Below are 15,366 nucleotides of genomic sequence, written 5' to 3' on the forward strand. Positions count from 1 at the left end.
CCTCCGTCCTCCTCACGTCCTCACGCCTACGGAAGCGACCGATGACCGCCAAACGCCGCACCCGTCCCGTCCTGCACGCCGTCGTCCTGACCGCGCTCATCGCCGGCAGCGCGTACTTCACCGTCGAGCTGCGCAAGGAGGAGCAGGCCAAGGCGCCGGCCGTGATGTCCGTGACCGACACCCCGAACGGCGGCGGGTCCCAGGGCGGCGACGGCGAGCAGAAGTGGGAGCGGCTGAAGAACCCCCAGCGCTCCGTGCTGCGCGACGGGAAGGGCTCCATCCTCGCCACCTTCACCGACGGCGCCCGCACGGCGACGCTGACCGGCCCCAGCCGCACCTTCACCGAGCCCGCCACCACCAAGACCCGTGTGGTGACCACCGACTGGGTGCGGCTGATGCCGGAGGAGTGGCGGCCGGGCGCCGAACGCGAGCAGTGGTTCAAGGACTGGTTCAAGAAGTACTTCCGCAGCGAGGAGGACGACGTCTTCGCCATCGCCTTCCAGTACGGCGACCAGGCGCCGGTGAAGAAGGACGCGAACGGGGTCTCCTACGCGGGCGACGCGGACTTCGGCCCGATCAACCCCAAGGGCTCCGTCGGCAACGACTACCGGCTGGAGGAGTCGGACTTCTACGACTACCTCGGCATCCCGTACACCTTCCGCAGCGGGACCAAGGGACAGCCCGAGAAGCTCCGCTACCGGTCGATGGACTGCTCCGGCTTCGTCCGCACCGTCTTCGGCTACCGGGCCCGTTTCCCGCTGATGGCCAGCGACACCGCCGGAGACGGTCTGCCGCGCACCGCGAACGGCATGGCCCGCTCCAAGACCGGGGTGAACGTGATCCCGCTCAAGGGCGTCGGCGCGGACGGCCGGCCCTCCACGATCGATGTGCTCCAGCCCGGCGACCTGCTGTTCTTCAAGCTGGACGCGCGCACCGGGGAGCGCCTGGACCACACCGGCATCTACCTGGGCACCGACACCGACGGCCACAAGATCTTCATCTCCAGTCGCGAGGAGGCCAACGGCCCCACCATCGGCGACAAGGGCGGCACCTCGCGCCTGGACGGCAACGGCTACTACGCCTCCACGCTGCGGAGCGCCAAGCGCCTCTAGCAAGACCGGGGCCGGGCGCCGACCCGGGCCACGCGCCTGCTCGGCCGGCAGCGCCCCCTAGGGGGTGTCCGGCCGACGCGGGCCCGGTCCGTCCGGGCCCACCCGGTCAGGTACGCCCAGCTCGGCCGTGATCAGCTCCTCCGGGCAGGGCGTGCCGCGCGGCAGCTGGTACTTCGCGGCCAGCCGGTACTGTCCCGGCGCCGGCGCCAGCAGCCGGGTCCACACGTCACCCTCCAGGTCCGGCTCCGCCTTGAACAGGCAGCCGGCCACGTTCTCGTACTCCTTCTGGGCGTGGGCCCCGAGCGCGTCCTTGGACTCCTCGGTCTCCCGCGGCGGCGTCACCGACTTGCCGCCCGCGTCCACCAGGCCCAGCCAGGGCGAGTGCGGCACCTTCACCAGCACCGGACCGGCCGCCTTCACGTCGATGACGATCTCCCCGGCGGAGGCCCGCACCACCTGGGCCGGGCCGCTCACCATCTCCGCCGGCTCGTGCACCTTGAACAGCTGCCAGTTCGCGTCGCCCCACACCTGCTGCAGGTAGGGCAGCCCCTCCCGGACCAGGACGGCCTCGTCCTGGCCGCCCGAGTCGGGCTTGTCGGCGGGCAGCACCACGTAGTGCACCGCCCACCGGTCGAGCCAGGCGCGGTAGTTGTCGGCGTCCAGGGTGTCGTCGTAGAAGAGGGGGTTGCGCTCCAGGTCCGCCTGCCGGTTCCAGCCGCGTGCGAGGTTCACGTACGAGGGGAAGGCCGAGGACTCGCGGTGACTGCTGGCCGGCACCACCTCGACCCGGCCGCGCTCGGCGCCGGCCTTCTGCAGCTGGTCGACCAGCGGCGCCAGCTCCCGGTTCCAGGCGGCCATCGGGGTGGTGCGGACGATGTCGGTGATGCTGTTGGTGGTGATCCAGATGTTGACCCCGGCGAACGCGATCAGCACGGCGTACCAGCGCCGGGTGCGCGGGACCTCGTGGGCGAGGGCGGCGAGCAGCACCGCGCCGCCGAAGAGCATGGCCAGGCGGGTCACGTTCGAGCCGACCTGGGAGTCGATCGCCCAGGTCAGGAAGACGCCGAGGGTGTAGACGGCGCCCGAGAGCCGTACGGTCTTCCACTTCTTCGGCACGAGGAGGAAGACCGCCAGCCCGGATGCGAACGGCAGCCAGGCCGAGCCGAACTTCATCGGCTGGGTGCCGGAGAACGGGAACAGCCAGGCGGAGAGCCCGACCACGGCGGCCGGCGCGAGGCCGAGCGCGTAGGCCCCCGGGCGCCGCCCGCTCAGGAACAGCGCGGCCGCGATCACCCCGAGGAAGAGGCCGGCGACCGGGCTGGACGCCGTCGCCAGCCCGGCCAGCAGAGCGGCCACGGCCGCCTTCGCCCAGCGGCGCCGGGCCCACTTCCGGGGCCAGCAGAAGGCCGCGGCGACCGCGCCGAGCGCGAACATCACGCCGAGTCCGAAGGTGACCCGGCCGGACAGCGCGTTGCAGAACAGCCCGTACACGCCGGCCAGGGCGGGCCAGACCGGCTGCCGGACGGCGCCCCGGCAGCGGGTGAGGACCAGCGCGAGGAGGCCCGCGGAGACGGTTCCGGCGATCATCAGCGTGGTACGCACGCCGAGCATGTGCATCAGGTACGGCGAGACCACGCTGTACGAGACCGGGTGCATGCCGCCGTACCAGGCCAGGTTGTACGCGGAGTCCGGATGCCGCCCGACGAACTCGGCCCAGGCGTCCTGGGCGGCGAGGTCACCGCCGCTGTTGGCGAAGCAGTAGAACCAGATCACGTGCAGCACGGCGGCGAGCGCGGTGGCCACGACGACGGGGTGCCGCCGGACCTGCTCCAGCCCGCCGTGGAGGGCCCGCCCGAGGGGTCCCTGGTGCGGGGCTCGGCCGGGCCCGGGGGCCTGGCCCGGCACGGGGGCGCGACCGGGCGCCGGAACGCGCTCGGTGTCCCGTATGTCCGGGTCCGCGACAGAGTCCTGCTGCGGACCCTGCGTCTGCTGTTCGGCGGTGGTCACTTGCGCCCTCTTCCACTGCGTCCCGTCCCCGGCCCTGCCCCGAAGACGCGGACCGGCGCCCCGGGGTTGCCCGGGGCGCCGGAAACCGGATCCCTGCTCCTGCCGCCGGCCTCAGCCGATGCGGGTCAGCTTGCTGCCGATGCCGGGCGCGGCCAGGTCGGTCTTCAGCGCCACCGGCACCTTGACCTGGCTGGCGCCCTCGCCGACGGTCAGCATGCCGACCTCGGTCCCGGCCGTGGCGGACTGCGGCAGCTTGCCGCCGTCGGCCAGCTTGACGGTCACGGTGACGGACGGCCAGCCGATCGCCTCCACGTCCTTGGTGGCGACGACCTGCGTGTGGCCGCCGAGGCCGTCGTCGACGTAACCGACGACGTCACCCTTCTTGACCACCTTCGCGCCGGTCAGCAGCTTCTGTGTGGACAGCATCATCTGCTTGCTGGCGTTGATCGCGGTGCCCAGGATCGGCGGCTTGTGCTGGGCCAGGACGGCACCGACGACCAGCTGCCTTGTCCCGCCGATCTCCTTGTACGCGGCGAAGAGGAGGTTGCCGCCGGCCTTGGTGGTGGAACCGGTCTTGATGCCGAGCGAGTTGTTGAACGGAACCAGGTCGTTCCAGTTCCGCCACTTCTTGCCGGACGGGTCGGTCCACTCGGGCAGGCTGGTGATGTCCGTCAGCGCCTTGATCTCGACCAGCTTGAGGCCCAGCTTGACCTGGTCCTCGGCGGTGCTGACCGTGGTCGCGTCCAGGCCCGAGGGGTCCGTGTACGTGGTGTTGGTCATGCCGAGTTCCCTGGCGGTGTCGTTCATCTTCTTGACGAACGCCTCCTGGCTGCCGGCGTCCCAGCGCGCGAGGAGCCGCGCGATGTTGTTCGCCGACGGGAGCATGAGGGCGGCGAGCGCGTCGTACTCCGAGATCTTGTCGCCCTCCTTGACCGTGTTGAGGGTGGACTCGTTGTCCGACTTGTCCTTCTGCCCCTCGAGCTCGGCGGTCTTGTCCACCTCGATCATCGGGCCCTTTTCCTTGGGCTTGAGGGGGTGGTCGCGCAGGATGATGTACGCCGTCATCGACTTGGTGACACTGGCGATCGGCACGGGCTTCTGCTCGCCGGAGGAACCGACGGTGCCGAGGCCGGCGGCGGCCATGAAGGACTGGCCCTGGCTCGGGTACGGGAGCTCCGGCTTCGCGCCCTCGAAGGTGTAGGCGGTCTTCGCGGTCATGACCAGCGTCGGCTCCGGCAGCGGCCGGACCAGCTGGACGATGCCCAGGACGACCGCGAGCAGCACCACGAACGGGGTGTAGATCTTGACCCGCCGCATGGTGGTCCGCAGCGCGCTGGGCGGCGGGGGCGGGTTGTTGCTGAGCTCGGCGAGCAGGTCGAGCGGCGGCCTGGGCGGCAGCGGCTGCTGGGTGGTCCGCTCCGTCCCGTCGCGGAGGAGCGGCGGGGCGGGTACGTCGGCGGCGGGCGTGGGCGCGGCCGGAGCCGGAGCCGGAGCCGGACCGGGAGCCGGAGCCGCGGCCGGAGCCTGGCCCTTGGGCGCCGCCTTGGGCTGCTGCCCGGGCTGCGCCGGACGGGGCAGGTCCTCGTCGGTACGGAGCGGTACGAACGTGCTGGCGCGCTCGCCGTCACCCCCGGAGCGCGGCGCGGCGGGACCGGAGCCGGTGCCGGTGCCCGCCCCTGGGCCGGCGTCCTTCTGGCGGAACCAGCCGGAGTTCTCGTCGGTGACGGACGGAGCGGCCGGCGGCCGCACGGCACGGAAGACGGCGGTCTTCTCGCTGTCACCGCTGTCACCGCTGTGTTCCTGAGTGGAAGCGGAATCCTCGGAGTCGTCGCGCATGCCCCGATGAACGCGTTCGGCGTCCTTGGAGTCACCCCGCCCACGCTCGGAAGCGGAACCGGTCGCGGGGCCACCTGACGGCTTCTTCTCGCCCGCGGCCGAGCCGGGCTTGACGGCCCGGAACACCGCGGTCCGCTCGGAGTCCGATTCCTCGTCGGCAGGCTCCGGGCGCTTGGTGCCCGCATCGGCGGCAGCACCGCCGGCCGGCTTGGCCGGAGCGGCGCCCGGGCGCGAACCGGAATCCGATCCGGTGCCATCGGCCTTGTCCGGGGCCGGAGCGGTGCCGCGGGCCACGGGCCGGTCGAACGCCCGGAACACCGCGGTCCGCTCGGAGTCCGCGGCGGAATCCGCCGGAGCGTCAGCCTTCGGACGCCCGGCGGCCGACGCCGAAGCGGAAGCGGAAGCGGAATCCGATTCGGAATCAGAATCGGAACCGGAATCCGAGGCAGAGTCCTTCTTCGCGGCCGGGGCCGGGGTCTCCGCCACGGGCCGCCTGACCGCACGGAAGACCGTCGTACGTTCCGCGTCCGCACCGGAATCCGCCGACTCGGCGGCCGGACGGGCAGCAGCGGCCGCGCCATCGGCAGCGGGCCGCTCGGCGGCCGGCGCCGAAACGGAAGCGGAATCCGTATTACCGCGTGCGGGCCGGTCGAAGGCGCGGAACACGGCCGTGCGCTCCGAATCCGGAGCGGAGTCCGCCGGGGCGCCGGCCGGGCGCGCGCCGGCGGGCTCGGGACGCTCCTCGGCGGCCGGCTTCGAGTCCGTCGGCTTCGAGTCCGTCGGCTTCGAGTCCGTCGGCTTCGAAGCGGCGGGACGCTTCGCGCCCGGCGCCTCGTCGGCGGACGCGTCCTCTGCAGGAGCCTCGTCGGCGGGTTCGGCCGTGGAACCGGAGACGGCCTCGGCCGCGTCCGAACGCTCGTCGGGGTCCGCGGCGGGGGCGGCTTCGTCCGACGCGGCGTCAGGCTCACCGGGGGCATCGGCGGTGGCATCGATGTCGGCGTCGGCATCGGCCGTCGCCACCCACGCCGCGACCGCGGCACGCAGCGGGTCGTCCGCCGCCTCCGGCGCGTCCGGCGCCTGCTTCGGCTTCGGCTGCGGCTCCGGGTCGCGCGGGCGCAGCACCGACAGGCGGGGGTCGCGCTCGCGCTCCTGCTCCGTGGAGGCCGCCGCGCCCGACGAACCTTGCTCTACCGACTTGTCGGGGGACTCGCCCGCCACCAGTTCCTCCTCCATCGCTGTCCGAACCGTCTACCAGTGTCCCGTCTCGGGGGCATCGCCCCCGTGCTAGACGAGAACGACATGTCTGCCGGTTCCCCCACAAAGAAGACAGGCACTCTCGACAGATGAATGTGAGAGGGGTCACCCTGTCACTCATCCACGCGGGGAGGCATGGATGGGCAGGAGCCGCAGAACAATTCCCGAGGAGCTTCTGCTGCTCGCTTTGGACCCGACCACGGGTACCACGGCGCAGCCGCAGTCGCTCGACCTCGGACTGGCCGGAGCGCAGCTAGTGGAGCTGGCTCTGGCCGGACGGATAGCCCCTGACGGGGATCGTATCGCCGTGGTGATGCCACGGCCGACAGGAGATCCGACTCTGGACTCCGCACTGGAGCTGCTGCGCCGTCGTGGCAGCCCGGTGAGGGCCGTCCACTGGATCGGCGGACCCCGGCTGGGGCTCCGCCAGACGTACCTCTCTCATCTGGAGCGGTGCGGCATGGTGCATGCCGTGGCGGGACAGATGTGCGGGGTGCTGCCGACGACTCGCTACCAGGCGACCGACACGGCGATCAGCCGGGAGATCCGCGCCCGGCTCGACAGTGCGATCCGCACCGGGGTACCCCCGGACCCGCGGACCGCGGCGCTCGCCGCCCTGGCCCACGCGGTCGGGCTCGGCAAGCACCTGTACCCGGGCAACGAAGGACGGTCGTCCCGCTCCAGGCTGCGCGACCTGATCCGGCACGACCCCATGGGCGGCCTCGTGGCGCACGCCGTGATGGACGTCCAGAACGGTGTGGCCGCACAGCCGCGCCGGGAACGCGCCGCCGCACCGGCCGCGCGCGCCACGGCGAGCGGCGTACCGCTGCAGCCCCGCCGGGGTGCCCCGATGGCCCGCGCCGGCGCGGCGCACTGACGCACCGGAGCACGAGCGGCACAGCAGCACAGCAGCACAGCAGCACCGACACAGCAGCGTCCGGAAGACCCGCAACGTCTCTCCGGGAGCCGCCGACGCGCGGGGTGGTGGGGGCCGGTACACCGGCCCCGCCGCCCCGCGCGTTTCGTTTTCGCGCCCGAATTGCCGTGCGATCAAGGCAAGATCACCGCGCGATGGCGCATTCCCGCCCGCCGGGCCCGCCTTCGGTGGCAGTCTGCTCACCAGCAGACACGCAGAGCTCCCAGAGCAGCGACAGAACAACAGAGCGACAGAAGGCGGAGGTGCCGTTTCCGTGGCGTCCAATGTCAATCCCACCGTCCGGCGGCGCCGGCTCGGCATGGAGTTGCGCAAACTCCGTGAGGACAAAGGCATGACGGCCGAGCAGGTCGCCGAGCGCCTGCTGGTCTCCCAGTCGAAGATCAGCCGGCTCGAGAACGGCCGCCGCTCCATCAGCCAGCGGGACGTACGCGACTTGTGCGAGGTGTACGAGGTGCAGGACCCCCGGGTAGTGGACTCCCTCATGCAGATGGCCAAGGAGTCCCGCCAGCAGGGGTGGTGGCACGCCTTCGGCGACATCCCGTACAGCGTCTACATCGGCCTGGAGACGGACGCCGCCAGCCTGCGCGTGTACGAGCCGCAGATGGTGCCCGGGCTGCTGCAGACCGCCGAGTACGCCCAGGCGCTGGTCCGCGGCGCGCTGCCGGAGACCTCGCCCGCGGACATCGACAAGCGGGTACAGGTCCGCATGCACCGCCAGAAGCGCCTCTCGGACAGCGACAACAGCAATCCCGACGTCGGCCCGCTGCGCCTGTGGGCCGTCATCGACGAGGCGGTGCTGCGCCGCCGCGTGGGCGACGCCCAGGTGATGATCCGGCAGCTGGAGCACCTGATAGAGCAGTCGGAGCGGCCGTACGTCACCGTCCAGGTGATGCCCTTCTCCATGGGTGCGCATCCGGGGGTCAACGGCCAGTACGCCATTCTCGAGTTCCCGGACGCCTCGGACTCGACCGTCGTCTACATCGAGGGCGTCACGAGCGACCTGTACCTGGAGAAGGCCAACGACGTCCAGAAGTACAGCGTGATGTACGAGCACCTGCGCGCCCAGGCCCACAACGTGGAGCAGACCAGGGAGTTCATCTCCGACATCATCGCCGAATACGCGAACAAGGCCTGAGAAGGCCCGAGAAGGGCCGAAAACAGACCAGCCGGAGAGGCGGCCGGTACGGTACACCGTCACCGCCCGGCCGCAGAAGACCCGGATGGAATATGCCACCCGGTCGGGTGAATGACCACTTCACCTATCAGGTGGTGCCGGTAGCGTCGATCACGCCGGACCAGACCAAAGGCCGGCGGTAATCGGACCCACTCGCTGAACCGGAGAAGAAACATGGCCATTCGCCTGGGCGCCACGGAAAACTGGATGAAGTCCTCCTACTCCGGCGGAAACGGCGCATGCGTCGAAGTCAAGTCCCCCGTCACGGAAGCCATCGCGGTCCAGGACTCGAAGGTGACGGACGGCCCGTCCGTCGCCTTCGCGCCCGCCTCCTGGACCTCCTTCGTCACCGAGGTCACCTCGGGCCGGCTGGGACGCCTCGTCTGAGCCTCACGACGCACCACCGGCACAACCGAAGAGCGACACCGACAGAGCCCTCTCGACTGGTCCGCCGTCCCGGCCGAGGGGGCTCGGCCTTTTCCCCGCCGGCCACCGCGCCCCGCCGGCCGGCCCCCGTCCCCCGGCCGCCGTCCCGCCGCTCCCGTCAGCGGAGTTGGTCGACGTACCGGTTCGTCCCGGGCACGGTCGGGACGAAGGGCGCCACCAGCTCCACCCGGCCGCCCGGACCGGATTCCGCGAGTTCCGTGTCCAGGCCCCGGAAGCGGTCCCAGCAGTCGCGGGGATCGGCCTCCAGGAACCAGAGCAGCGTCAGCCGGGTGTCGACCCCCTCGACCTGCTTCACGTAGGTCATCCGGTCCCCGGGCAGCGGCGTCGGCCGGAAGACCGTCACCATCGCCGCCGGGCCGCCCGCCAGCCGCCCCGGCAGGCACCGGGAACGCAGCCACTCCAGCAGCCCGTCCCGCTGCTCCGGCCCCTCCGCGTCGACGACCTGCACGACGAGCCCCTGGTACGGGTGGTCCAGCGCGTGGAAGTCGCGGGGACCGGCCGCGCCGTCGCGGTAGACGGTCGCCTCGTGGTCCTGGAAGGACGTGAACACGTGCGTCCGGTCCTGGTAGACCCGGGCGTCCCGGTTGAGCCGCTTGTTGATGCCGACGGTCCACTTCATGTGCTCGTCGTAGCGGCCGTCGGTGATCCAGTACGTCGAGATGTAGCACCCGGCGGTGACGGGCTGGGCCACAGCCGACTTCTCCGGGTACCGCAGCTCCTGGAGGTCCCGGGTGGCCACCCAGCGGCGTCCGGCGTACATCCAGGGCATGGCCATCGCCCCGGCGTAGTAGTGGTCGTCCTCGTACCAGCGGTTGTACGCGTACTCGTGGCCCGGGTGCGGCTCCACCATGGTGATCAGCGCGTGGCCCGGGTGGACGCCGTACGGCCCCGCGGCCGCGAGTTCGGCGTAGTCGTCGACGCGGCGCGCGGCCCGGCTCTCCTGCTCTTCGGTCGTCATGCCACCGGTGTAGCTGATGGGGCATCAGATGGCGAGGGGTCGGGACACCGGGACCCCTCACGGACATTGTGCCGATCCGGCCACAGCCGGGCACCACCCGGCCGGGCCGGGAACCCGCGGCGCCCCCGCGCGCATCCCTCGCCTGTGCCACGCCACCACCGCGAAGGGGACACCGCCATGAACACCGCCACGAACGCCCCCGTGCGCAAGGGACTTCTGCGACGGGGCAGCACCGCCGCCATCGGACTCGTGCTCGCCGCCCTCGGGCTGGCCGCCGCCCCCGCCGCCCAGGCCGGCACGGCCTCGTACGACGACTGCCCGGTGGGCCGGTTCTGCGCCTGGACCGGGGCGAACGGCACCGGCAGCAGGCTGCAGACCGACCGGGACCTGACCTCTTTCAGCGCGACCTTCGACAACCGGATCCGCTCCTACATCAACCGGACCACCTCCATCGCCTGTCTGTACTCCGGGCGGGACCACCGTGTGGAGCCGCTCACCGGCACCTGGACGGCGGCCCGCCCCGACCTGCCGGCGGACGGGCATTCCGGCACCACGGAACTGGACAAGAGCTCCCTGAAGTTCGTGCGCACCGCCCGCGAGTGCACCCTCCCCGCCTACCCGGTCTGGCGGTCGGTGACGGCGCCCCGGGCCTCGGGCTTCGGCGACCTGAACGGCGACCGGAGACCGGACGTGCTGGTGCGTGACGACGCCGGGCGGCTGTGGTTCCTGCCGGGGGACGGCACCGGCCGGCTGGTGGGCGTCAGCGGCTGGAACGCACTGGACTCCTTCACCCGGCACGGGGACTTCACCGGCGACGGCCGCGAGGACCTGATCGCGCGCGAACCGGGCACCGGCAGGCTCTGGCTCTACCCGGGCACCGGGGCGGGCGACTTCCTGGCCCGCCGCCTGATCGGCGGCAGCGGCTGGAACGGCATGTCCCTGATCACCGCCTTCGGCGACCTGACCGGGGACGGGCGGAGCGACCTGGTGGCCCGCGAGACCGCCACCGGACGGCTCTGGCTCTACCCGGGAACCGCGGCCGGCGGCCTCGCCCCGCGGATCCTCATCGGAGGCAGCGGCTGGGGCGCGATGAACGCCCTGGTGGGCGCCGGGGACCTGACCGGCGACGGCCGTCCCGACCTGCTGGCCCGGGAGGCCGCCACCGACCGGCTGTGGCTGTACCCCGGCGGCTCCTCGGCCCTCTCGCCGCGCCGGCTGATCGGCACCGGCTGGAACGCCATGAGCGGGTTCATCGCGAACGGCGACAGCACGGGCGACGGCCGGAACGACCTGGTGACGACCCTGCCCGACGGCCGGCTGCTGCTGCACGCGGGCCGCGGGGACGGCACGTTCACCTCCGCCGTGGTCCGCGACAGCCAGTGGTTCGGCCTCAACGGCGCCTTCTAGCGGGGGAGTCCGGACCCCGGACAAGTAGTTGGCGGATACATGTTCATTCACTAGGGTGTCCGCCAACCACACCGTTCCGGCCAAGGAGCCCCGTATGCGCGACCAGATACCGCCGCCCGCGTTCGCCGCCCGTGCGACCTCGGTCGGAGGGTCGCCCGTACGGGAGATCCTCGCGCTGACCGAGCGGCCCGGGGTGATCTCCTTCGCGGGCGGACTGCCCGCGCCCGAGCTGTTCGACACCCGCGGCCTGCAGGCCGCGTACGACGCGGCCTTCACGGCCGCGCCACGCCGGGCCCTCCAGTACTCCACCACCGAGGGCGCGCCGGAGCTCCGCGAGGCCGTCGCGGCCCGGGTGGCCGCCCGCGGCCTGCCCACCGGCCCGGACGACCTGCTCGTCACCACCGGTTCGCAACAGGCCCTCACCCTGATCACGGCCACCCTGGTCGAGCCGGGCGACGTCGTGCTCGTAGAGAACCCCACCTACCTCGCCGCGCTGCAGTGCTTCGGGCTGGCGGGGGCCCGCGTGGTCGCCGTCCCCTGCGACGAGCAGGGCATCCTCCCGGACGCCCTGGCGGAACTCGTCCTGCGCGAACGCCCCAAGCTCCTCTACACGATCCCCACCTTCCAGAACCCCACCGGCCGCACCCTCCCGGCGGCCCGGCGCGCGGCGGTCGCGGAGACCGCGGCCCGCCTCGGTCTCTGGCTGGTCGAGGACGACCCGTACGGCGAACTCCGCTACGAGGGCACGGACGTGCCGTGGGTGGCGGCGCACCCGGGAGCGGCGGACCGTACGGCGCTGCTCGGCAGCTTCTCGAAGATCATGGCTCCGGGGCTGCGGCTGGGCTGGCTGCGGGCCCCGGCTGCGCTGCGGCGCGCCGCGGTGGTCGCGAAGCAGGCGGCCGACCTGCACACCTCGACCGTCGACCAGCTGGCGGCGGCACACTACCTGGCGGCCTCGGACCTGGACGCCCATGTGGGCCGCATCCGGGACGCCTACCGGGAGCGCCGCGACGCCCTGCTGTCCGGGCTGCCCGGGGCCCTCCCGCCGGGCTCGGAGTGGAACCGGCCGGAGGGCGGCATGTTCGTCTGGGCCAGCCTCCCGGAGGGCCACGACGCCACCGCCCTGCTGAAGTCGGCGGTCGCGGGCGACGTGGCCTTCGTCCCCGGCGCCCCCTTCTTCGGCGCGGACCCGGACCCCCGCACCCTGCGCCTCTCCTTCACCACCCACACCCCGGCCGAGATCGCCGAGGGCCTGCGCCGGCTGGCCGCGGCGGCCGCGGTGTGAGCTGCGGTCGGCACGCCAAGAAGAACCCCAAGCCTCTACAACCACGTCCGAAAAGATCTGAACAAGCCCTGACCCGATGACCGCGGGCGTCGGCCGATTCTGCATCACGGTCCGGAGGGGCCGGCATCGCATGGTCGGCGCCCGCGCCGTCCCGGGTCCTGCGGGGTGCCACTCGGGCCCCGCTGCCGCCCGGGGCCGGCCGCCCGGGGTGGCGGCCACCCCGGGTCAGTTCCCGCGGAGCACGTGCGCGACGAGGGCGTTCGCGTGGCCGTGTCCGATGCCGTGCTCGGTCTTGAGCCAGTTGACCAGGTCCATGTGCCGGTCCAGTGGGGAGCTGCGCACCAGCTCCAGCCATTCCCCGACGGGCCGGCCGTACTTCTTCTCGATCGACGGGAAGTAGGAGGCCGGGTTGCCCTTGGGCGCAGGTGTGCTCACGCGTTCACCGCCCTGTAGGTGAGGACCTGGGCGCCCTTGTCGTTGGAGGCGGTGGAGACCAGCTCCATGGCGCGCAGCCCGCCGTCCTCGGGGAAGATCCGCTTGCCGCCGCCGAGCAGGACCGGCATGACCACCAGACGGAGTTCGTCGACCAGCCCCTCCGCGAGCAGGGTGCGGACCAGGGTGGGGCTGCCCATCACGGTCAGGTCCCGGCCCTCGCCCTCACGCAGCTTGCGGATCTGCGCGACGCCCTCGTCCACCCCGAACCGCACCGAGTTGCCCCAGCCGGCCAGTTCGGTGTCGGTCAGGGTGTCGGACACCACGTACTTGCGGATGGAGTTCATCCAGTCGGCGAACGGATCGCCGGCCCGCTCCGGCCAGGCGCCGGCCATGGTCTGCCAGGTGCTGCGGCCGAACAGCAGGGCGTCGGTGGTGCTCGACCCCTTGGCGATGAAGCCGCCGATCACCTCGTCGTCGAAGTACTGGTGGGTCCAGCCGCCGTGGCGGAAGCCGCCGTCGGTGTCCTCCTCGGGGCCGCCCGGGGCCTGCACGACGCCGTCCAGGCTGATGAACTCGTTGACCACAACACGCATGTGAATCCGCCTCCGGTTTCGGCGCCGTATGTGTACGGCGTCCACATCGATGACTCTAGCGGTTGATGTGGACGGCGTCCACATCTTTCCCGTTCCCGCGCTCCGCCCTTGCGGGCCGGGCGCGTTCATCAGTTCAGACCGTCCGGGCGCCCGGAACTCATCGCCCACCGGGCAGATTTCTTTCCGGGTACGCCGGAAGGCCGGCGCCCTGTCGTACGGGCGCCGGCCTTCCGGCACGGAACAGCGGGCTAAGGGGCGGTCAGGCCGCCGACACCAGCTCCTTCTCCGGGGCGGCAGCCGCCCCCTCCCCCTCTCCCTCCGGGAGGTCCTGCTTGGGCTCACGCATGACCACCACGGCGAGCAGGGCGGCGGCGAGGATGCCGATCGCGCTGACGGTGAGGGTGGTGGACATCGAGGCGGTGAACGCCTCCTTGGCGGCCCGGACCAGTCCCGCGTCCCCCTGGGCGGCGGCCAGCGCGCCGCCGATGGACTGCCTGGCCTGCTCGGGGGTACCGGCCGGCATCTTCGCCGAGAAGCCGCTGGTGAGGAGGGAGCCGAGGATGGCGATGCCGAGGGCGGTCCCGGCCTGCTGGATGGTGTCGTTGAGGGCGGATCCCACGCCCGCCTTGTCCGCCGGAATGGTCCCCATCAGGGCACCCACCGCGGCCGGCATGGCCAGGCCGGCACCGAGGCCGAGGAGGCCGAGCGCGACGGCCGGGACGGTGAACCCGCCGTCGGTGGTGACGGTGGTCAGCAGACCGAAGGAGGCGGCCATCAGCAGCATCCCGGCCAGGATCAGCTTGCGGAAGCCGACCTTGGCGGCCAGCTTCGCGCCGGCCCCGTTGCCGATGAGCGCGGCCACGGCCAGCGGGGTGAAGGCCAGACCGGCCGCGACCGGGGAGTACCCGAGGACCGACTGAAGGTACTGGGTGAGGACCAGGAGCAGACCGCCGTTGCCGATCTGGACCAGGGCCAGCGCGACCGAACCGCCGGTGAAGTTGCGGTGCCTGAAGAGGACCAGCGGGACCATCGGCGAGGCAGTGGTGTTCTCCCAGACCACGAACCCGACCAGGGAGACGACGGCGACGGCGAGGGTGACCAGCCCGCGGCCCTCGAAGGCGCCGTGCTGCGGGATCTCGATGATCCACCAGACCAGGGAGGTCATGCCGACGGCGGAGAGGACGGCACCCAGGGGGTCGGCCTTCTGCCAGGGGGCCTTGGACTCGGGCATCAGCAGCAGACCGGCGACGACGGCCAGGACGACGACCGGGACGTTGATGAAGAAGATCGAGTGCCAGGAAAAGCGGTCGATCAGGACACCGCCGAGGACCGGGCTGCCGACCAGACCGAGCATGGACACCGAGCCCCAGGCCGCCATCGCCTTCGGCCGCTCCTCCTCGTCGAAGACCGTGATCAGGATGGACAGGGTGGACGGCATGATCAGCGCGCCGCCGACTCCCATGGCCACCCGGGCGGCCACGACCTCACCGGGGTTCGTGCAGAACACCGCGGCCAGCGACGCCGCCCCGAAGAGCAGCAGGCCGACGATCATCACCTTCCGCCGGCCGAACCGGTCCCCCAGACTCCCGGAGGTCAGCAGCAGACCGGCGAAGACGAGCACGTAGGAGTCGAGGATCCACTGGATCTGCTGGGGGCTCGCCCCGATGTCCTCGGTCATGGCCGGCACGGCGACGGTCAGCGCCATGCTGTCGACCACCAGCACCAGGGTGCTGAGGCACAGCACGATCAGGATCCACCAGCGGTGCGGGCTACGGGCCCCGGCATCGACTGTCATCGGTCTTCCCCCCTCGGGTTGCGCACACGTTGCGCACACTGTTCCGGCTGATGCGAACACTGTTCCGTCCGTTGCGAACACCGTACGCCGCTGCGCACACTGTTCGCAACTCTCAATCCCTGTACG

12 protein-coding genes are annotated in these 15,366 nt (G+C 71.9%); 6 read left to right on the forward strand and 6 right to left on the reverse strand.

The window, feature by feature from the left end; genetic code table 11:
• Positions 1-41 precede the first annotated feature (41 nt).
• Positions 42-1,112, forward strand: coding sequence for a C40 family peptidase (locus ACGFQ9_RS11150; RefSeq protein WP_393573450.1), 1,071 nt, complete (start codon positions 42-44; stop codon positions 1,110-1,112).
• Between the two features lie 57 nt (positions 1,113-1,169).
• Here ACGFQ9_RS11150 and ACGFQ9_RS11155 read toward each other — a convergent pair whose 3' ends face one another.
• Positions 1,170-3,119 (reverse strand): MFS transporter, encoded by a 1,950-nt coding sequence (locus ACGFQ9_RS11155; protein WP_393573451.1) that lies wholly within the window; start codon positions 3,117-3,119, stop codon positions 1,170-1,172.
• A gap of 111 nt (positions 3,120-3,230) precedes the next feature.
• A complete protein-coding gene (locus ACGFQ9_RS11160) occupies positions 3,231-6,188 on the reverse strand; it encodes a hypothetical protein (RefSeq protein WP_393573452.1) in 2,958 nt (985 codons plus the stop codon).
• Between the two features lie 160 nt (positions 6,189-6,348).
• Here ACGFQ9_RS11160 and ACGFQ9_RS11165 point away from each other — a divergent pair, with 160 nt between their 5' ends.
• The 3 genes from ACGFQ9_RS11165 (at position 6,349) to ACGFQ9_RS11175 (ending at position 8,707) form a co-directional block, all read left to right on the forward strand.
• Positions 6,349-7,086 (forward strand): GPP34 family phosphoprotein, encoded by a 738-nt coding sequence (locus tag ACGFQ9_RS11165; protein WP_393573453.1) that lies wholly within the window; start codon positions 6,349-6,351, stop codon positions 7,084-7,086.
• A 313-nt stretch (positions 7,087-7,399) separates the two neighbouring features.
• The gene (locus ACGFQ9_RS11170; RefSeq protein WP_393573454.1) at positions 7,400-8,281 is read left to right on the forward strand and encodes a helix-turn-helix domain-containing protein; all 882 of its coding nucleotides are present in this window, start codon (positions 7,400-7,402) and stop codon (positions 8,279-8,281) included.
• Between the two features lie 213 nt (positions 8,282-8,494).
• Positions 8,495-8,707 carry a DUF397 domain-containing protein gene (locus tag ACGFQ9_RS11175; RefSeq protein WP_393573455.1) on the forward strand — a complete coding sequence of 71 codons (213 nt, stop codon included), beginning with the start codon at positions 8,495-8,497 and terminating at the stop codon, positions 8,705-8,707.
• A gap of 157 nt (positions 8,708-8,864) precedes the next feature.
• On the opposite strand, the gene ACGFQ9_RS11180 is transcribed toward ACGFQ9_RS11175, so the two are convergent.
• On the reverse strand, positions 8,865-9,725 hold the full coding sequence (locus ACGFQ9_RS11180) for a hypothetical protein (protein ID WP_393573456.1): 861 nt from the start codon (positions 9,723-9,725) through the stop codon (positions 8,865-8,867).
• Positions 9,726-9,902: 177 nt separating this feature from the next.
• On the opposite strand from ACGFQ9_RS11180, the gene ACGFQ9_RS11185 reads away from it, so the two are divergent.
• Both ACGFQ9_RS11185 and ACGFQ9_RS11190 read left to right on the forward strand, forming a co-directional pair.
• Positions 9,903-11,132 carry an FG-GAP-like repeat-containing protein gene (locus ACGFQ9_RS11185; protein WP_393573457.1) on the forward strand — a complete coding sequence of 410 codons (1,230 nt, stop codon included), beginning with the start codon at positions 9,903-9,905 and terminating at the stop codon, positions 11,130-11,132.
• Between the two features lie 94 nt (positions 11,133-11,226).
• Positions 11,227-12,417 (forward strand): PLP-dependent aminotransferase family protein, encoded by a 1,191-nt coding sequence (locus ACGFQ9_RS11190; RefSeq protein WP_393573458.1) that lies wholly within the window; start codon positions 11,227-11,229, stop codon positions 12,415-12,417.
• 225 nt (positions 12,418-12,642) lie between these two features.
• Here the strand turns inward: ACGFQ9_RS11190 and ACGFQ9_RS11195 are convergent, their stop codons facing one another.
• From ACGFQ9_RS11195 to ACGFQ9_RS11205, 3 genes are all read right to left on the reverse strand, one after another.
• Complete coding sequence (locus ACGFQ9_RS11195) at positions 12,643-12,852, reverse strand: DUF4287 domain-containing protein (RefSeq protein ID WP_393573459.1); 210 nt, start codon at positions 12,850-12,852, stop codon at positions 12,643-12,645.
• On the reverse strand, positions 12,849-13,445 hold the full coding sequence (locus tag ACGFQ9_RS11200) for a dihydrofolate reductase family protein (protein WP_393573460.1): 597 nt from the start codon (positions 13,443-13,445) through the stop codon (positions 12,849-12,851). Before ACGFQ9_RS11200 ends, ACGFQ9_RS11195 begins: the two co-directional genes overlap by 4 nt.
• A 259-nt stretch (positions 13,446-13,704) precedes the next feature.
• A complete protein-coding gene (locus ACGFQ9_RS11205; protein ID WP_393573461.1) occupies positions 13,705-15,240 on the reverse strand; it encodes an MFS transporter in 1,536 nt (511 codons plus the stop codon).
• Positions 15,241-15,366 lie beyond the last annotated feature (126 nt).

Origin of the sequence: Streptomyces sp. NPDC048603 (assembly GCF_043199475.1) — a bacterium.
Lineage (GTDB): Bacteria > Actinomycetota > Actinomycetes > Streptomycetales > Streptomycetaceae > Streptomyces.

Coding starts and splice junctions, on each gene's coding strand:
- ACGFQ9_RS11200 (WP_393573460.1), bottom strand. CDS start 13,445: ATGCGTGTTGTGGTCAACGAGTTCATCAGCCTGGACGGCGTCGTGCAG.
- ACGFQ9_RS11150 (WP_393573450.1), top strand. CDS start 42: ATGACCGCCAAACGCCGCACCCGTCCCGTCCTGCACGCCGTCGTCCTG.
- ACGFQ9_RS11175 (WP_393573455.1), top strand. CDS start 8,495: ATGGCCATTCGCCTGGGCGCCACGGAAAACTGGATGAAGTCCTCCTAC.
- ACGFQ9_RS11190 (WP_393573458.1), top strand. CDS start 11,227: ATGCGCGACCAGATACCGCCGCCCGCGTTCGCCGCCCGTGCGACCTCG.
- ACGFQ9_RS11160 (WP_393573452.1), bottom strand. CDS start 6,188: ATGGAGGAGGAACTGGTGGCGGGCGAGTCCCCCGACAAGTCGGTAGAG.
- ACGFQ9_RS11180 (WP_393573456.1), bottom strand. CDS start 9,725: ATGACGACCGAAGAGCAGGAGAGCCGGGCCGCGCGCCGCGTCGACGAC.
- ACGFQ9_RS11165 (WP_393573453.1), top strand. CDS start 6,349: ATGGGCAGGAGCCGCAGAACAATTCCCGAGGAGCTTCTGCTGCTCGCT.
- ACGFQ9_RS11205 (WP_393573461.1), bottom strand. CDS start 15,240: ATGACAGTCGATGCCGGGGCCCGTAGCCCGCACCGCTGGTGGATCCTG.
- ACGFQ9_RS11185 (WP_393573457.1), top strand. CDS start 9,903: ATGAACACCGCCACGAACGCCCCCGTGCGCAAGGGACTTCTGCGACGG.